The 15,209-nt window shown below is 49.4% G+C and carries 12 protein-coding genes; all 12 read left to right on the top strand.

Features of this window, described 5'->3' with window-relative positions; genetic code table 11:
• Positions 1–34: 34 nt before the first annotated feature.
• Positions 35–1,348: an NAD(P)/FAD-dependent oxidoreductase gene (locus tag GGR28_RS14615; protein WP_183496562.1), complete on the top strand. Its 1,314-nt coding sequence runs from the start codon at positions 35–37 to the stop codon at positions 1,346–1,348.
• Positions 1,349–1,548: 200 nt separating this feature from the next.
• A complete protein-coding gene (locus GGR28_RS14610) occupies positions 1,549–2,145 on the top strand; it encodes a 3'-5' exoribonuclease domain-containing protein (protein WP_183496561.1) in 597 nt (198 codons plus the stop codon).
• A 1-nt stretch (position 2,146) separates the two neighbouring features.
• A complete protein-coding gene (locus GGR28_RS14605; RefSeq protein ID WP_183496560.1) occupies positions 2,147–4,165 on the top strand; it encodes a hypothetical protein in 2,019 nt (672 codons plus the stop codon).
• A 4-nt stretch (positions 4,166–4,169) separates the two neighbouring features.
• A complete protein-coding gene (locus GGR28_RS14600) occupies positions 4,170–5,507 on the top strand; it encodes a hypothetical protein (protein ID WP_183496559.1) in 1,338 nt (445 codons plus the stop codon).
• Positions 5,497–7,356, top strand: coding sequence for a Cas10/Cmr2 second palm domain-containing protein (locus GGR28_RS14595; protein WP_183496558.1), 1,860 nt, complete (start codon positions 5,497–5,499; stop codon positions 7,354–7,356). The genes GGR28_RS14600 and GGR28_RS14595 overlap by 11 nt, the downstream gene beginning before the upstream one ends.
• Positions 7,349–8,578 (top strand): hypothetical protein, encoded by a 1,230-nt coding sequence (locus GGR28_RS14590; RefSeq protein ID WP_183496557.1) that lies wholly within the window; start codon positions 7,349–7,351, stop codon positions 8,576–8,578. The genes GGR28_RS14595 and GGR28_RS14590 overlap by 8 nt, the downstream gene beginning before the upstream one ends.
• A complete protein-coding gene (cmr4, locus tag GGR28_RS14585) occupies positions 8,575–9,474 on the top strand; it encodes a type III-B CRISPR module RAMP protein Cmr4 (RefSeq protein ID WP_183496556.1) in 900 nt (299 codons plus the stop codon). Before GGR28_RS14590 ends, cmr4 begins: the two co-directional genes overlap by 4 nt.
• Positions 9,475–9,478: 4 nt before the next feature.
• Positions 9,479–10,018: a type III-B CRISPR module-associated protein Cmr5 gene (locus GGR28_RS14580; RefSeq protein ID WP_183496555.1), complete on the top strand. Its 540-nt coding sequence runs from the start codon at positions 9,479–9,481 to the stop codon at positions 10,016–10,018.
• 2 nt (positions 10,019–10,020) lie between these two features.
• On the top strand, positions 10,021–11,313 hold the full coding sequence (cmr6, locus tag GGR28_RS14575) for a type III-B CRISPR module RAMP protein Cmr6 (RefSeq protein WP_183496554.1): 1,293 nt from the start codon (positions 10,021–10,023) through the stop codon (positions 11,311–11,313).
• Positions 11,314–11,326: 13 nt separating this feature from the next.
• Positions 11,327–12,058: a CRISPR-associated endonuclease Cas6 gene (locus GGR28_RS14570; protein ID WP_183496553.1), complete on the top strand. Its 732-nt coding sequence runs from the start codon at positions 11,327–11,329 to the stop codon at positions 12,056–12,058.
• A gap of 12 nt (positions 12,059–12,070) precedes the next feature.
• Positions 12,071–14,773 (top strand): NACHT domain-containing protein, encoded by a 2,703-nt coding sequence (locus tag GGR28_RS14565; protein ID WP_183496552.1) that lies wholly within the window; start codon positions 12,071–12,073, stop codon positions 14,771–14,773.
• A 152-nt stretch (positions 14,774–14,925) separates the two neighbouring features.
• The gene (locus tag GGR28_RS14560; protein ID WP_183496551.1) at positions 14,926–15,111 is read left to right on the top strand and encodes a hypothetical protein; all 186 of its coding nucleotides are present in this window, start codon (positions 14,926–14,928) and stop codon (positions 15,109–15,111) included.
• The last annotated feature ends 98 nt before the right edge of the window (positions 15,112–15,209 follow it).

The raw sequence follows: 15,209 nt of genomic DNA, 5'->3' as shown, positions 1-15,209 counted from the left end.
GCACCTGCGGCCCCGCCCGCTTGTTGTGCCATGTATGCACGCACTTAATCTACCGGCACCCGCCGGGAAGCCCCGGATAGTCGTGATCGGCGGAGGATTTGCCGGCCTGAATTTCGTCCACAAACTCGATACGGACCGCTATCAGGTCGTGTTGCTCGACCGGCACAACTACCACACTTTCGCGCCGCTGCTGTACCAGGTGGCTACGGCCGGTCTGGAGGCCCCGGATATCTGCGGCCCCCTGCGAAAATCTTTTCGGGGCAAGCGGGATTTCCACTTTCGGATGCTGCAGGTGTACGGCATTGATCCCATCCGGCGGGAGGTGAGTACCGGAGCCGGAGCCATCCAGTACGACCACCTCGTGTTAGCTACCGGTACCCGCGCCAATTTTTTCGGGAACACCAACATCGAGGCGCACAGCCTGCCGCTGAAAACGGTGCCCGACGCCCGCAACCTACGTAACCACATTTTTCAGACCCTAGAGCGGGCCGACCTCACCGACGACCCCGTCGAACGCGCCCGTCTGATGACCTTTATCATCGTTGGCGGCGGACCGTCGGGCGTGGAGCTGGCCGGGGCCCTTTCCGAACTGCGTCGCCACGTACTGGTCCACGACTATCCGGATACGCCGATGGAACAGCTTCGGTTTATCCTGGTGGAGGGGGGAGATCAGCTGCTTGCCGCCTTTTCCGACAAATCGAGCGAAGATGCCCGGCGCAACCTCCACGATATGGACATCGAGCTCCGGTTCGGCCTCCTGATGACCGACTACGACGGGCGGGTGGCCACCTTTAAGGACGGTACGACCATCGCCAGCAGCACCGTCATTTGGGGTGCCGGGGTAACGGGCGAGGTGATCCAGGGACTGAAGTCTGAGAGCATCAGCCGCGCCCATTACGTCATTGACGCACATATGCGTGTGCAGGGCTACGAGAACATCTATGCTCTCGGTGATGTCGCGTATTTATCCAATGAAGAGTGGCCACAGGGGCATCCCGGCGTGGCGCAGGTCGCCATACAAATGGGCAAGCGGCTGGCCGGTAATTTTAATGCATTGGTCCGCGGTAAGGAAACCAAGCCTTTCAAGTACTTTGACAAGGGTAATCTGGCCATTATCGGCCGCAACCGTGCCGTTGCCGATCTGCCGAAGGGGCTGCACTTTAACGGCATACCCGCGTGGTTCGTCTGGGCCTTCGTTCATATCTTCTACCTCATCGGTTTTCGCAACCGTCTCTTCACGTTTCTGAGCTGGGTTGGGAATTATATTACCTATAATCGGGCGGTGCGGCTGGTGCTGGAGCCGACGTTGGAGGAGGAGTTGCGGGGGGAGCGTGGTGGGATAAGGTGAAGTCGGGGGAGTAAGTAGCCGTCACGGTGATATGGAAATGAGGTAAACCGTGTGATAACAATTGGTAGCCGTAAACAAGGGCAATTATTTGACAAATATTTGCTCAAGCGTTCGGCAATATCGTACAATGGCAATATATTGGCTTATGAGGATCGGTAAAAACCGATTTTCTGATTGCTTACATACACACGAACAACCCATTGTCCCAGTTATTCCTCGATACGGAATTTACCGGCTTGCACCAACACGCCCGGTTGATATCCCTTGCTCTGGTCCCAAATGAAGGCCCCTGGTTTTACGCCGTATTCGACGACGTAGATAAAGGGGGTCTTACTGAATGGCACCAATCTCACGTAGTTCCCCACCTGGAGCTCACGGAAGCTCAATTGGAAACGTTAGGGCCCGGTACCTACCTCGTTGAAGATACCTCTGTCATCGTAGCCGCTTTACGTGACTACCTCGCCTCCTTCGAAACCATCGAAATGTGGGCCGACGTACCGGCCTACGACTGGGTGCTGTTCTGCGAACTCTTCGGGGGAGCGCTACAACTGCCCAGGCACGTCCACTATATGGTGCGGGACCTGGCGACCCTCTTCGAAGTCAAGGGATATGACATCGACACGGATCGCTTCGCTTTCGCCTACGGCGGGGACGCAGGTGCAACGGGGACCGGGGATGGGCGGGCGGATCTGGTAGGGTCACCCGGAGCGGCTAAGGTAGCAGAGGGGGGGCTGGTGCGGCATAATGCGTTGGGGGATGCGCTGGGGGGGAGGGCTTGTTTTAAAAAGCTACGTTGAAATGGGTAAGGAAAAAACTGCTACGCGGCGGGAACTGATTAGCCATCATGTTTTTTTGTTGCCATTCAAATGGCAAAAAGAGGGTAGCAGTGCATATGACATAGAGGATTTTGCGCAGTTGGTAAAACAATGTAAGGCGAGCCTTGAGAATTCAAGATGGCTGCAACGCCCATTTAGTCAACAACGAATCACCGACTACAATGAGTACCACTACTTCTACGATTATGTTGCTGAAGTGCTCTACCAAACCGAACCAGTAACAAAGGACTCTCGAGCGGAAGATCTATTCATTGCACACTATAGCTTTGATATTGCTCCAGGAACAGGAACATACGCAATCACAGCACCGAACCCACATAAACCTGGGCGGAAGACGTATATTTTGGAGGTTGATAGCGTTTTGTTGCATATGTTCTATTCAGGAGTTGGAATACTGAGTTTTCACCTCAACAACCGTGAGCCCGACCAAAAACACCCCAAGGATATACTGGCCATCAATCAGTTTGGTCGAAGAGTGTTCCCAAATTTCTACCCAATCCCACCCGACGAAGTTGGTTTTCAATCTGCTTTTACAGCTGTAGATTCGACCACCTATCCTCCAGGTGGCATAGAACTAGCTTATTGTATAGGTCTTGACTTGGGTCTTACAGAGGCGGAGGCTGTTGACCTTGAACAAATGAGGCCATCTTTACTAAGTCGAAATTATCACTCCTGGATTGAAAATTGGGCTGGTGGGATTGAGGGACAATTAAAAGATAGAAATAATTACTATCTATTTCGGATGCCTGAAATGCTGATACCACTGATTGGTATGCTAGAGAACGGCTATGACATCAAACCTGTCCTAGACGATCGCATGTTTGTAATGTGTTGGTACGGGAATGATTCATTAGCAACACACCTTACTACCGGGTCGAGCCAACAGAACTATATTACTAACGACTGGTGGTATCGCTACGTATTTGTCGACGGCAATAGTATGCGCACTGTGCAGAATGAGCAATTTCAAGCGGAAGTAGTAAAAAAGGCTACATACAATCGATGGACGGGGCTGCAAACCCTATACGGAGTTAGCGAATATAGCTTTGTTTTACTTACAGACTCGCTGCCGAAGCTTCGCGAAAATAAAGATGCTTTTTTAGTAACTCACTTTCAAACTATATACTACCGACTTACGGAATTGGTATTGTTGCAACGAGCTTCAATTCAAAGATTTAGCGACGATATCACTCACATTACGCAGTTAGATGGCTTAGATGCTAAAATACAAAGTGAGACAGAACTTACGCAGGCCGATCTAGCTCGTCGGCTTAATCGAAGATACATCCGCTTTATTAATCGCATATATTTCCGTGAGGTCACTCCTCAGCAACAAGGTATTGAATTGTACGATATGTTACAGACTCAGGCACGAGTACCAGGTCAAGTGCATGCTTTGCAGGAGGAAATTGAACGGCTACAGAATTACGTACAGCAAGAAACTGATCGCCACCTTTTAAATATAGAACGCGTCTTGGAGAGAACTGAGAAAGTTCGTGCTAACGATGAAAGGATAAAAGAAGTAAACGATGCGAAGGCTAAGTCTGCGCGTGATGAAGCTAACCAGCAAAAGTGGAACCTACTGACACTATTAGGTGCCTTATTTCTAGCCCCAAGCGTCATATTCGCTGCTTATAGTTTGAGCTTCTTTGAAGTCTGTTTTTCTGAAGTAGGTATTTGGGGCTACCTCGTTGCGTTTTTAGCCGCATGTATTTCCGGTATTATGACATATGACCTTTTTTGGAACGCGTCAAGGTTATATGCTAACAAAAAGCTCAATATCGAAATTGAGGACAGCAATGCACCATCAGTAGTCAAGACTCCCGGCGATAGTTACGGCGATCATACTATCACTTCACAATCAGAAGCCCTCTTCCTCATAATACATTCTGGAAGGGCGTGGTTTTATCTGCTAGTATTTGTCGGATTGCTTCTATTACCCTGGTTTTCGTGCCTCATCTTCGATACCTACAACAGTTGACACTATGCCTCGACAATCCTTCCAGCTTTTTCAACACACCCCCCTAATCCACTTCCACGCACAACAGCCGGGGGCCTTCCTACGTGCGACGGAGGTGAAACCGAGATTCGATCGCTACTTGGCGCAGCAACTGGGTACAAACGCTATCCCACCTCACTGGCTGGTAGGCTTTGCACGCCAGGACAACAAGGCAATGGCCTTCAATTACCGCATGAGAATTGTAGCACAGGATGTTCAGTGGTTTGACATCAACGAGGTTGATACCAATAGAAAAAGATTCAGGCCCTATCCTGCCTTTTTTGCAAATACGGGGACAGAGCCCGGCAGCGATGATGTAAAATTTTTCTCCTTTACAAAGAAGCCCGTGCGTGTAGTTATTGACTGCCTTATTCCGGAACTGAGGGAGCAAATCAACAAGCATTTTCCAACTTTCGTGGCAACCAATAATTTCATGACCCGCAAGACGAAAGGCTTCGGGAGTTTTACGGTTATTGACGCAACGGGTAGCGATGTCCTGCCAGATGGGAGAAAACACTACAGTTTTGAACTCGATCGGCCGCGTGGCGACTTACAGGCTGAGTTTAAAGGACTTTTCGAATACATAGACGTGTTCTACCGGACGCTTCGGAGTGGGCTGAACGAAAAAGCCGATCGGGGAGCTACGGACCTGATGTACTTTAAGTCGCTGCTATTCAAGTTTGCAATAGAGCAAAAACACCAATGGGATAAGCGCGAAATGCGTCGCGAGTTGTTCCTCCACGATCGAAAGTTCCAGGAAGTTGAAAGGAAGCGAAGTGATCCAAAGGGTACGGTGCAGTACAATTCCGGAACGCCCTATCTGTACCGCGATATGATGGGACTTGCTACCTCTACATCATGGATGTCGTACAAAGCCACCGTAAAGAAAGATCCGCCGAACCAGGATCTCAACCGCTATCCATCTCCCCTGACCATTAAACCCGTGCTGTTGCCGGGTGGAAATCGGTACCGGATCTACCTTATCCCCGAATTAGGTAAGGAGGAGGAAATGACCAGTAAGGAGAAGAAAATGACTAGTAAAGAGAAGAAAATGACCAATGTTGAGAAGAAAATCACCAGTGTGGAGAAGAAAATGACCAATGTGGAGTTTACCGTGTCGGCGGGTAGTAAGGCGATACGGATGAAGACCCCTCCCGAGTTCTCTATCACGAAGTATCTGGACTATGCGGCGAAGTTTTTCCGCGAGCGGTCCGTAGCCGACCACGTAGGCCGGTACGACCGTAGGGTTGGCTGGAAAGTCCGTCTCTTAAGCGATATCTACTCCCAACTCACAAGCCAATACCCGAAGTATAATGACCAGTGAGCCCACCACATATTATCTGGCCGTTTCCATCGGTCCGATTTACGATACGATCCAGCAGGCACGCAAGACCCGAGAGCTCTGGACGGCCAGTTATCTCTTCTCCTTTCTGATGGAACAATTGGTTGATTTGGTTCACGATCCGGGAGCCAACCGCACCGTACTGGCACCCATTCCCCCTGATCTAAAGCGGTTTCCGGAACTGTACGGAGCTGGTGTTTACCCCGATCGCCTGTATGCTGCATTGGTAGATACACCAACGGATTTTGTGGAGAAGACAATTGCTACCGCCTTGAGGAGGGTGGAGCGGCAGTGTCGAGCGTACGGCACACCGGATGGCTATCCCAATGACGAGCAGGCCTTCCAGGTGGAAGTTCAGAGAGAGAAGTTTTGGGAACGCTATCTCCGGGTAGCTTTTTTCACCGTTCCGGCTTCTACTGCAGAAGCAGGCGGGAATCTGCTCAAGTATTTAAATGACCGCTTGGATACCCTAGAGCTGCAACCCAGCTATTTTGCATCCGAACCAGCGGCGAACCCACTTTTACACTTGCTCAATCATCCCTACCGGAGCAGACTGGCAAGGCAGGGGCTGAGGGCCTCGGATACCAGCGCATATGCCAGGATAACCGACTCGGTAGGAAAAATAGAAAGATTTCCCAGTACGAGCGAGATCGCCACCGTCGAATTATTTCGCCGTGATGAGCAGACTTACCGAATGCTGCAACAAACCGCCGTAGCGGGGTTAAACGAGCAGGACTATAATGAAACCACCTCGGAAGACAGCAGCGAACTGAAGATTGACCTAAGAAGGGACACCGACCAGGCAATTCAAAAGTTCTACGAACTGTTGTTCGGTACCCCCAATCCGCTGCGAAAAAAGGCGCAACCATACCATAAATACTTCTGCATTCTGCATGCGGACGGTGATAGTATCGGCGAAGCAATCAAATCCTTGGGTAATGAAACCCAAAAGATCACCCAATTTTCCGAACGGTTGGCCGACTTCGCCGCCGCTGCTACCCAACAGATCAATGCCTATGGTGGCAAGCCGGTATACATCGGAGGGGACGATCTGGTACTGTTTGCACCCGTAGCCTCCTACATGCCGGCAAATGAATCTGGCGAGGCAGCAGTCAAAAACACCGTGTTCGACCTGATTGCGCAGCTCCGGGAGATTTTCGGAAGAACGGTTACCGCGCATTATCCGAAGACGACCATTTCATTCGGAATTACCCTGACGTATTACAAGTTTCCTTTATTCGAGGCCCGCGACGAGAGCTACCGCCAGCTTTTCTACCGGGCAAAGTTGCTGAAGTGGCAACATAGTGGCAAGAAGAACAGCGTCGGATTCCGTTTGCTTAAGCACAGTGGAAGTTACTTCGAGGGGGTCATGGATAACGACCTACTGGAGGGCTTAAATAGCCTCGTGAAAGAGCTGCGGAAAATTGGCGGAACTAATCGCAATGAAGCAGTCGATTTCCTTTCGTCTTTCATATTCAAGTTGAGAGATTTAGAAGAATTGGTCAACATTAGCTTGGCCGAACAAAGCGCCGAAAGCCTTGCCTTTGCAAGAGGCGCAGCCGATTTGGAGCCTCAACCGGCTGAAGGACCACCCGAGCCAGCGGACAGCTTTTTCCACCTCGTGGAAAATTTCTTCAATGAGCCCGTCCATAAGCGGTATGAAGCGCAGCGTACTGCCGTAAGCCGTTTTGCACGACTCTGTTTCTCTTCCTCTGGAGTGATTGACGATGATTACGGGCAGGTCGAAGAGATCAGCGTGACAGACAATTTTTATGCCTTACTGCGGCTGATGGACTTTATGACCACCCAAAAGAGTAGCGACGATGAGTAGTAGGATACTTGAGATCAAACTGGAGCCGATAGGAAAATTCTTCTTCGGTCGAGAGGTAGTGTTTGGAGGCGACGGAACTGCGGACCCCCGGCGCCGAAGCTATTTGGTACGCACGGCTGATCTTCCCCAACAAACCTCTCTGCTGGGCATGCTACGGCAGGAAGTGCTTACGCGAAACAATGCATTGCTGCCACCCAGCGCCTCTGCGGAGCAACGGAACCGCGCCACTGAATTGGTCGGAGATGTCGGATTTGACGCGGCAAGAACTCCGAATTCATTCGGAGTAATTCGGGGACTTTCTCCGCTACTGATTGGAGACGAAGCCGGTAACCGTTGGCAACCACACCCCCTTGATGATGAGGTGGGCAGGGACGGTGATCCATTGCGGTGGAAAGGGACCGAAACCGAGACCGGCAGTGGTAAGGGTGGCTACACGTTAGAAAATTTCGATCCAAAGCACGATTTATCCACTCAATTTGCCTCGGGTACATCTAAGAAAAGTCTTGAGGATTTTTTCACATCGACCAGTCAGGTTGGGATAAAGGTTACCAACCGACAACGTTGGAGGGCTCCCCGGCCGGGGCAGACCGAGGAGGAATTCAACCAGGAAGGTATGTTCCGACAGACGTTCGCTCGCAATGGAGTGAGTGCATATGCCAACGCAGCGAATGATCTGAACTCGGGCCCGAGATACCATTTCATTCTACGGGTTGAGGTTGATGATTCGGACGTCCAGAACTACCGGCCGCTATCGGATACCGTCGTGAATATGGGAGGTGAGAAATCCACATTCAAAATGACCGTATTCGAGGTAAAGGAAGGTAGTTTGGACGGACTGTTTGTCGCTCCCCAGTACCATAAGTCAATTCCAGAAGTTCCGCAGGGTATGTCCCGGGTATTATTACTTAGTGATACTTACATCGCAAAGGAGACAATAGAGAAACTTGGTGGATTCGTGGTGGCTAAAACCCGCCCCTTTCGATTCTTTACTACTGAACTAGGGAAAACCCGGAATTTCTTTTTGGTCAATCACCGGTACGATAAGGCGCGGAAGCAGGGGACCTACGATTCTAAGGGCCGAAGTCAGAGTCGCCGCTTCACCTTGCTCGAACGCGGCGGTATCATCCTCCTGCCTGCTGATAAGGTCACCGAGCTTAAATATCTCATTGAATCCGAAACTGCCTTTCATCAAATTGGCTACAATTATTGCACTGCGCTATGAAACATACCCAAATTTACCTCCTCCGTGCGCTCACCAACCTCCACCCGGGGGCGGGAGATGCCAACTTCGGAATCATCGATAAACACGTACAGCGCGATTCGGTAACGGATTTGCCAACCATATTTGCCTCCAGCATAAAGGGGAGTCTGCGGGAGCTATTTGAAAGCGGTAATGCCAACAGTGCCAACGTCCTTACTATTTTCGGGGGTGGGGCGGACGGTAAGGCGCAAGTCGAGGCCCTTGCGGGCGAACACAACGACGAAGCCGGAGCAGAACAGCCCAACCCAACGGGTAAGCCAACTGCTGCCAGACAGCCCGCTCAGGGGAATTACATCTTTTACGAAGCCAAGCTGATCGCTCTTCCGATCAGGAGTGATCGCGACCTCTACTATCTGGCCACTACCCCTCCCTTGGTACAGGAAATGCTCGACGACTGTGAGCTTCATGGTGTGACTCCTGAAGGTATGGAGGGGCTTCGGCAAATCGCCGAAATGGGAAGATCGGTTCGCAAGGGGGAACCAAAATACTTCGGTGAGGACCGGGGAAAGGTCCAACTCGAAGAACACCAGGGGCACCAAGCATCGAGTGCTCTCGAGGACGAAACGGCGTTGGAGTCGATATTCGGCAAGCGTCTGGCGGTACTCCACGTAGACGATTTTCAGCGACTGGCGAAGGAGCTACCGACCGTCGCCCGCAACAGCTTAAATAACGGCATCAGTGTAAACCTCTGGTACGAGGAAATAGTGCCGCGGGAAACACGCTTTTACTGTCCCGTCACGGCAATGGTCGAGGAGCAAGATTTACTGGAAGCGGGACTGGCCAGCCATAACCACTTGGTACAGATTGGCGGCAATGCCACGGTCGGGCAGGGACTTTGCAAATGGATCAAACTATAGGTTTATGAAAGACCGGATAAATAAACTATTGCCGCAGGCGTACGCCGCAGTCAAAGCAGAACTATCGCCTAGAGGGGAGCCAATTCAGAAAGAATACCAGGGTTATATTTCTTCCTTCGGTGCCTCGGTTATGCAAATGGGACTGTTGCCGACGCTTGCTGTGTTTGCCGACAAAAAGGTGGAAAACCGGAAGGAAAAATTAGCGGCACGGACGCCGGTCGAACACGACGATGCACAAGCGGGCGCCGCCGAAGCCACCAATGCCGGTCGGGGAAATGCTGGCAAGCAGGAAAATCCCCGCGCTCTGCTCAACATCCTGCACGCCGTGGTGTGTAGCGATGCCAGCAGCCTGAGCCCCACTGTAAAACATGTCCTACAGGCTAGTCAATACGAACGAATCACGAGCGATCGCACGGACAAACTGGTGTTCGAAGCAGCCATCGCTATTTCGAAGAGGGAGCGAGATATCAGCGAGCTCAGAACCCACCTGCTTGATGCCGCTGTCGCCGTAAAGCTCGCCATCCGCACCTTCAAATTAGAGTAAGTATGAGTACCGCAAATTTAGGGCTGAGCTTCTACCGCAACTACTTTGATGGATTCTGGGAATCAAAACGGGACAACAAGGAATCAGACGAAGTATTTTTTGCTAGAAAGCATAAGCCAATTTATGGCTTTCGCCTGAATGAATACTCCGTAGTCACCGCTTACAGGGAGCTTTCCCAACTGCCGGGATATTTTACGATTCCGTTGATAACGGAATATCCTGGACTATTGGTGGGGACCGGATACGCCCACGAAATTGCCGCTAAGGGGGCCACGAAGATCGGGTTCTACTTCGATCACACTACCGGTCTGCCTACGATACCCGGCTCTTCGGTAAAGGGAGTACTGCGTAGCGCGTTTCCCCGACTCGACCTCCGTCGAATTGCACAAAAGGATCGAACCGCCGCATCACTGGAACCGCTCGTTGCATACAAGCGTGCGTATATGAGGGAGGTTCTGCTCGCCTGCGGACTGCCTGTAGATCAAATAACCGATGCTTTCATTGATAATGTGGAAGCCGAAATTTTTGAGGGGACTGATTCCAACAACGAAAAAATCCCCGTCACGAACCGCTTTATCTGTCACGACGCCGTAGTAACGGGTATAGAGTCAAAGAGAGATCGCGACGGGAAGACGCGTCCGGCAAACCTGATGGGACCGGACTTCATCACACCGCATACGAAGGAGACCAGTTTGATTCCCAGACACATGTCGGAACCGAATCCAATTCAACTACTCAAGGTTATGCCGGGGGTCACCTTTACTTTCACCTTTTGCGCGAAATACGCGAAGGAGAAAAACGCGGACGGTACACCGAAGTATTTGCTGAGCGCGGAGCAACTCGAGCAACTTTGTTACCGCTTACTGTTGGACCACGGGGCCGGCGCTAAAACCAATGTCGGTTACGGCCGCTTCCGGGATACACGGCCTTTAACGAAGGACGTTGCTCCTGCGTCCCCGCAAAATGAGGCTGCAACGGCGATAGTGTCGCCTACCACTACAGTTTCCCCACGGCAGGCGGCGACTTCCGGCTATACGCCGCCCGAACCGGCGGAACTCAGACAGCTTAAGCGCGGGCGAAAGTTTCCCGCACGGATATTATCGGTGGAAAATCGCCAGCTCACGGTAAAGCTACACGTTGCCGATTGGGATCATCCACTGAGTTTCGGATACTTTTTCCCCGATGTACCTAAGGTAGGAGACTGGGGCGAAGTGATTATCAAGCAGGTGAACGGCCGGCCGCCGAATGTCAGAGAAATCATCCTCGAGACTAACAAATTTATTCCCCTTTTCTAAGCTCCTCTATGCCATGCAACTTACCACCCTGACATTCAATTTCCCCCTGCATCCATCAGATATACGGGCATTCCGGGCATCCATCGTGGAAGTCGTGGGATTGGGGCATCACCTTTTCCACGGTCACGACAATAGTGAAGCCGGAGTCACCAAATATTCCAATACCTATCCCATGATCAGGTTTGCGGTGCGGCGGGGTCGCGGGTGCATCGTCGGAATGGGGAGCGGGGCGGATGCCGTGATACGCCACCTGTTGCCCGTCTTGCCGGACACCCTCACGATAGCCGGCACGCCCCACCATACAGCTGATTACCGGCTTGAAATGAAAAATTGGGATCCGGAAATTACGCGTACGCCGCAACCCTTCGGCTTGTACCAATGGATGGCCCTGAACAAAGAAAACTACCTGGACTGGAAAAAACAGGAAGGCAACGAAGTAGCCCGTCGGTTTGTATTGGACCGCTGCCTTACCGGGCACCTGAGGGCTCTGGCGGAAGCCGCCGGTATTGCGACTGCCGACCGCATGCGCATCGTAGCAAGAGTGCTGCGGCAGGATAGAGTAAAGCGCATCCAGTGGCACAACAATAAGTTCATCGCTTTCGACGCAGTGGCCGAAGCCAATTTCCTCCCCCCCTACGGCCTCGGCCTCGGCCGCTGCCACAGTTTTGGTTTTGGGGAGGTGTGCAGCAGTTTTCAATATAAAAATCTGCAGAATTCTTTAGCTAAAGTTAGCCTATCTAAATAAAATTATTTTGAGATGATGATTTTGGAACTGTGCGCTGGTATAAAAGCGGTAGCAGAAACTGCTAAATTGGCCGAAACCCTTGCTGCCAAGTTAAAACTGCGCTACCTAACTATAAGCGATCCTGCCGAAGCACTTCAAGAAAGCATTTTGGGAGCCGTATTGATTGCTTTACGGGTCAAGACTTCCAGCTTAAATCTACAGGTGGTTTGGGCGGCCAATGAGAACTTTGATTTAACGCTTGCTGACGAGCTTTCGCGCTTTTTTGAGCATCAAGCAAATGAAATATCCATCAATTCATTCAATCCGGACAATTTCTCAAATGAGCCCATTGTCATTAATTTGATTAAAATATGTAGTAAACGCATCTCTTCAAATAGTGAATACGATCGTGAGCAAGTCCAAACGTCTTTAAGTACTTGGGTGCCATATTATTGGCTGGATTTCATGAGGGGTAACACAGATACGTTATCTAAGCTATCCGAATACCTTGAAAGTCCTGCTAGGAAAGTAGCAGGATTAGCAGAGGGCAAGGATGAATATTACAGTTTGATTCGATCCCTACCTCGGGATCAATTTTCTGTGTTTAGGGGGCAAATAGCAATTCTGAAGGCAAATACTAGTGACTTCTATATTGAACCAGAGTTTGAAATATTTAAAGAATCTGTCTCGCAAATTCTGCTAAGAGATTTGGGGGGCAGTTCTAAGTGGATTCCTGCCGCATATCTTTCCTCGTCCGAAAGCAGTTCAGCCATCGTTAGCAATAATCTGACCGCCTTCATAAATACCTGGCTTTCAGGGCACCCGGATTTGAAAGATATTAAAATGTGTATCGTTGAGGGGAAGCCTGGCCAGGGGAAATCTACATTTTGCAAGCATTTTGCTTCAACTTTTGTTCAAGCTCGCTGGAATATTGAATATCCAGGCTTACATGAAATTTTGTACGCCGATATTGCAGCTGATCCAGACCGGATAGAATTGGGTGATATTATAAATAATCGTGAAAATGGAAATAAGGGAAAAAATTTTATTATTTCAGTTCAAACAATTTTTCAGGAGGAAAGAAACAGTTCTTCTATATATATTCCGAAGAGTTTGGATAGATCACTAATAGTTTGTGACGGTCTTGATGAGATCTCCTTAGAGCGAGGCGACAATGATAACATAAAAGATACTGTTGAAAGTCTATTACTGTCTCTGCTAAAAAATGTTCCTGCTAAATCTCGAATGATAGTTACAATTAGGAGTGGGTTGCTGAACTTAGATAATATCTGCGCGAGAACGAAAAAGGTTATTGTCGTGAGGCTGGCTGACCTGGGTGATGAACAAAGGGAAGCCATAATAAATAAAGTCCTGAATTATGTGCAGCTACCTCCTCAACAAAATTTACAACACAGTGATTTACGTCGAGAGGTAAACAGCCTCGAATTGCCCAAAAATCCTACGTTAGATGAATATGCGTCAATTCATGCAGACTTATTAAGGTTTTTCAAAGAAAGTCCCCTAGTAGCAGATTTTGCAAAGCATCCCTACTATCTTATCAAAGCTTTCACACTTTATCTAGCTAAACGGTTTGGTGAGCAGCAACCAAGTCTGTATAGTGGAATCAGTTACTACGAAGAAATATTGGATACCATATACAGGTCAAGGTGGAGGGCTTCCGAGCGAAGGATTCCAGCGCTAAAATCCCTGTTCGCTAGGGAAGGAAGCCGACATGATTTTACCGAAATAATGGAGGAATTAGCTGGCATACAGTACAAAAGTGGTGAAGGTATTGATCTTGTTAAGTATCCGTGTGTGCCGCTTGAAAAATTCGTTGACGGCACCGTTTGGGCTGAGGACAAAAGAAGTTTTCTTCAAATTGCATTCTATTTTGATGCTGATGATGGTGGGAAGCTGACGTTCTACCACGAAGCTGCTTACAGTGCTTTCCTCGCTAAGTACTTATTTAAAAAGGTTGAATTATTAATAGAACAGCCTATTTCTGGCGAATGGAATAGAATTTTCGGTCTTGATGTACCGCCAGAGGCTACCATGTTTCAAATTAGTACCGATCTCAGGCTATGGCTCGATCAAAGTGAAAATGATAAATATCCAAACGAGCGTAAGCGAAAATTCCAAAGTTTCTGCACTTTTATCCTTGCCGAAATACAGAGTAGTCATTTTGTATATGATATTGATCGCAGTTTGAGTGAAGTTCCTTCGCCTATGGAAAGAGGCTTGAACTGCCTTATTCCGTACCTTCTGGTAGCGGGAGAACTAGTTGGATATACAGATCGATCGATTTTGAATAGAAATGATGTTGACGAAGGGCAGTATTATAAATGGTCTTTAAGTGAACTAATTGGACTGGCAGTAAAGCAAAGGTATTGGAGATCCAGAACAATTGAGAGTCATGAAATCGATCTATCTCATTTAGATATGTCTGATCAAGACTTCAGAGGTGCGAACTTTGTAAAGGTCAACTTAGATTATGCAATCTTAGAATATACAAACCTATCTGAAGCGGACTTGAGGCATTCCTCATTCTTTGAAACTAAGTTTTTCTGCGCCCTGATAAACAATGCCATGTTTGCGGTAAATGCAGATACCGACAATTTTACATGGAATTTTTTATCCCAGAATTCCCAACTTGCTCCTAAAAATGACTTTTTGATCAGTATGTGTGATAGGCCACTGCCCAAGTACTCGCTAGTGAAAAAGCGCGACCTCGTTTAATAGGCCATGCAATGTATCCCACCTCTATTGTTCCTAAAGCAAGGCAGTTTGCCGATCTACGGCTAGAACCTGCAAGTCTTGTTCACCGGTCATTATAGCACCCTAGTCGGGCCAACCTGCTTCGTTGACCATACACCCGCTACGCCGACGATATGACCTTTAGCAGCAAGGAAACACCGATTCGGTTCGGTGACATCGCTGCGGTCAACGAGTGGGTCACCGCCTATGACCTTCAGCTTAATCTAAATAAAAGCATCATTTACGGACCTGACTTCCAGGCTAAAGAAGTGACGGGCTTAATTGTAGGCAGCAGTTCCCCAGGTAAGGTGTACACGTAATCAGACCAATTGTACGCCAAAGAGCTCGGCTAATCGTCCGTATATACCTGAAAAATCCTCGAACGGCTGGGTCGTGAATAAGGCGCGTTGGGTAAACC

The organism is Neolewinella aquimaris (assembly GCF_014197245.1).
Lineage (GTDB): Bacteria > Bacteroidota > Bacteroidia > Chitinophagales > Saprospiraceae > Neolewinella > Neolewinella aquimaris.
This window is presented reverse-complemented; position numbering and strand designations above follow the sequence as displayed.

Excerpts from the sequence above, each read along its gene's own strand:
- GGR28_RS14615 (WP_183496562.1), top strand. The coding sequence starts at position 35 with ATGCACGCACTTAATCTACCGGCACCCGCCGGGAAGCCCCGGATAGTC.
- GGR28_RS14605 (WP_183496560.1), top strand. The coding sequence starts at position 2,147 with ATGGGTAAGGAAAAAACTGCTACGCGGCGGGAACTGATTAGCCATCAT.
- GGR28_RS14600 (WP_183496559.1), top strand. The coding sequence starts at position 4,170 with ATGCCTCGACAATCCTTCCAGCTTTTTCAACACACCCCCCTAATCCAC.
- GGR28_RS14595 (WP_183496558.1), top strand. The coding sequence starts at position 5,497 with ATGACCAGTGAGCCCACCACATATTATCTGGCCGTTTCCATCGGTCCG.
- GGR28_RS14590 (WP_183496557.1), top strand. The coding sequence starts at position 7,349 with ATGAGTAGTAGGATACTTGAGATCAAACTGGAGCCGATAGGAAAATTC.
- cmr4 (WP_183496556.1), top strand. The coding sequence starts at position 8,575 with ATGAAACATACCCAAATTTACCTCCTCCGTGCGCTCACCAACCTCCAC.
- GGR28_RS14580 (WP_183496555.1), top strand. The coding sequence starts at position 9,479 with ATGAAAGACCGGATAAATAAACTATTGCCGCAGGCGTACGCCGCAGTC.
- cmr6 (WP_183496554.1), top strand. The coding sequence starts at position 10,021 with ATGAGTACCGCAAATTTAGGGCTGAGCTTCTACCGCAACTACTTTGAT.
- GGR28_RS14570 (WP_183496553.1), top strand. The coding sequence starts at position 11,327 with ATGCAACTTACCACCCTGACATTCAATTTCCCCCTGCATCCATCAGAT.
- GGR28_RS14565 (WP_183496552.1), top strand. The coding sequence starts at position 12,071 with ATGATGATTTTGGAACTGTGCGCTGGTATAAAAGCGGTAGCAGAAACT.
- GGR28_RS14560 (WP_183496551.1), top strand. The coding sequence starts at position 14,926 with ATGACCTTTAGCAGCAAGGAAACACCGATTCGGTTCGGTGACATCGCT.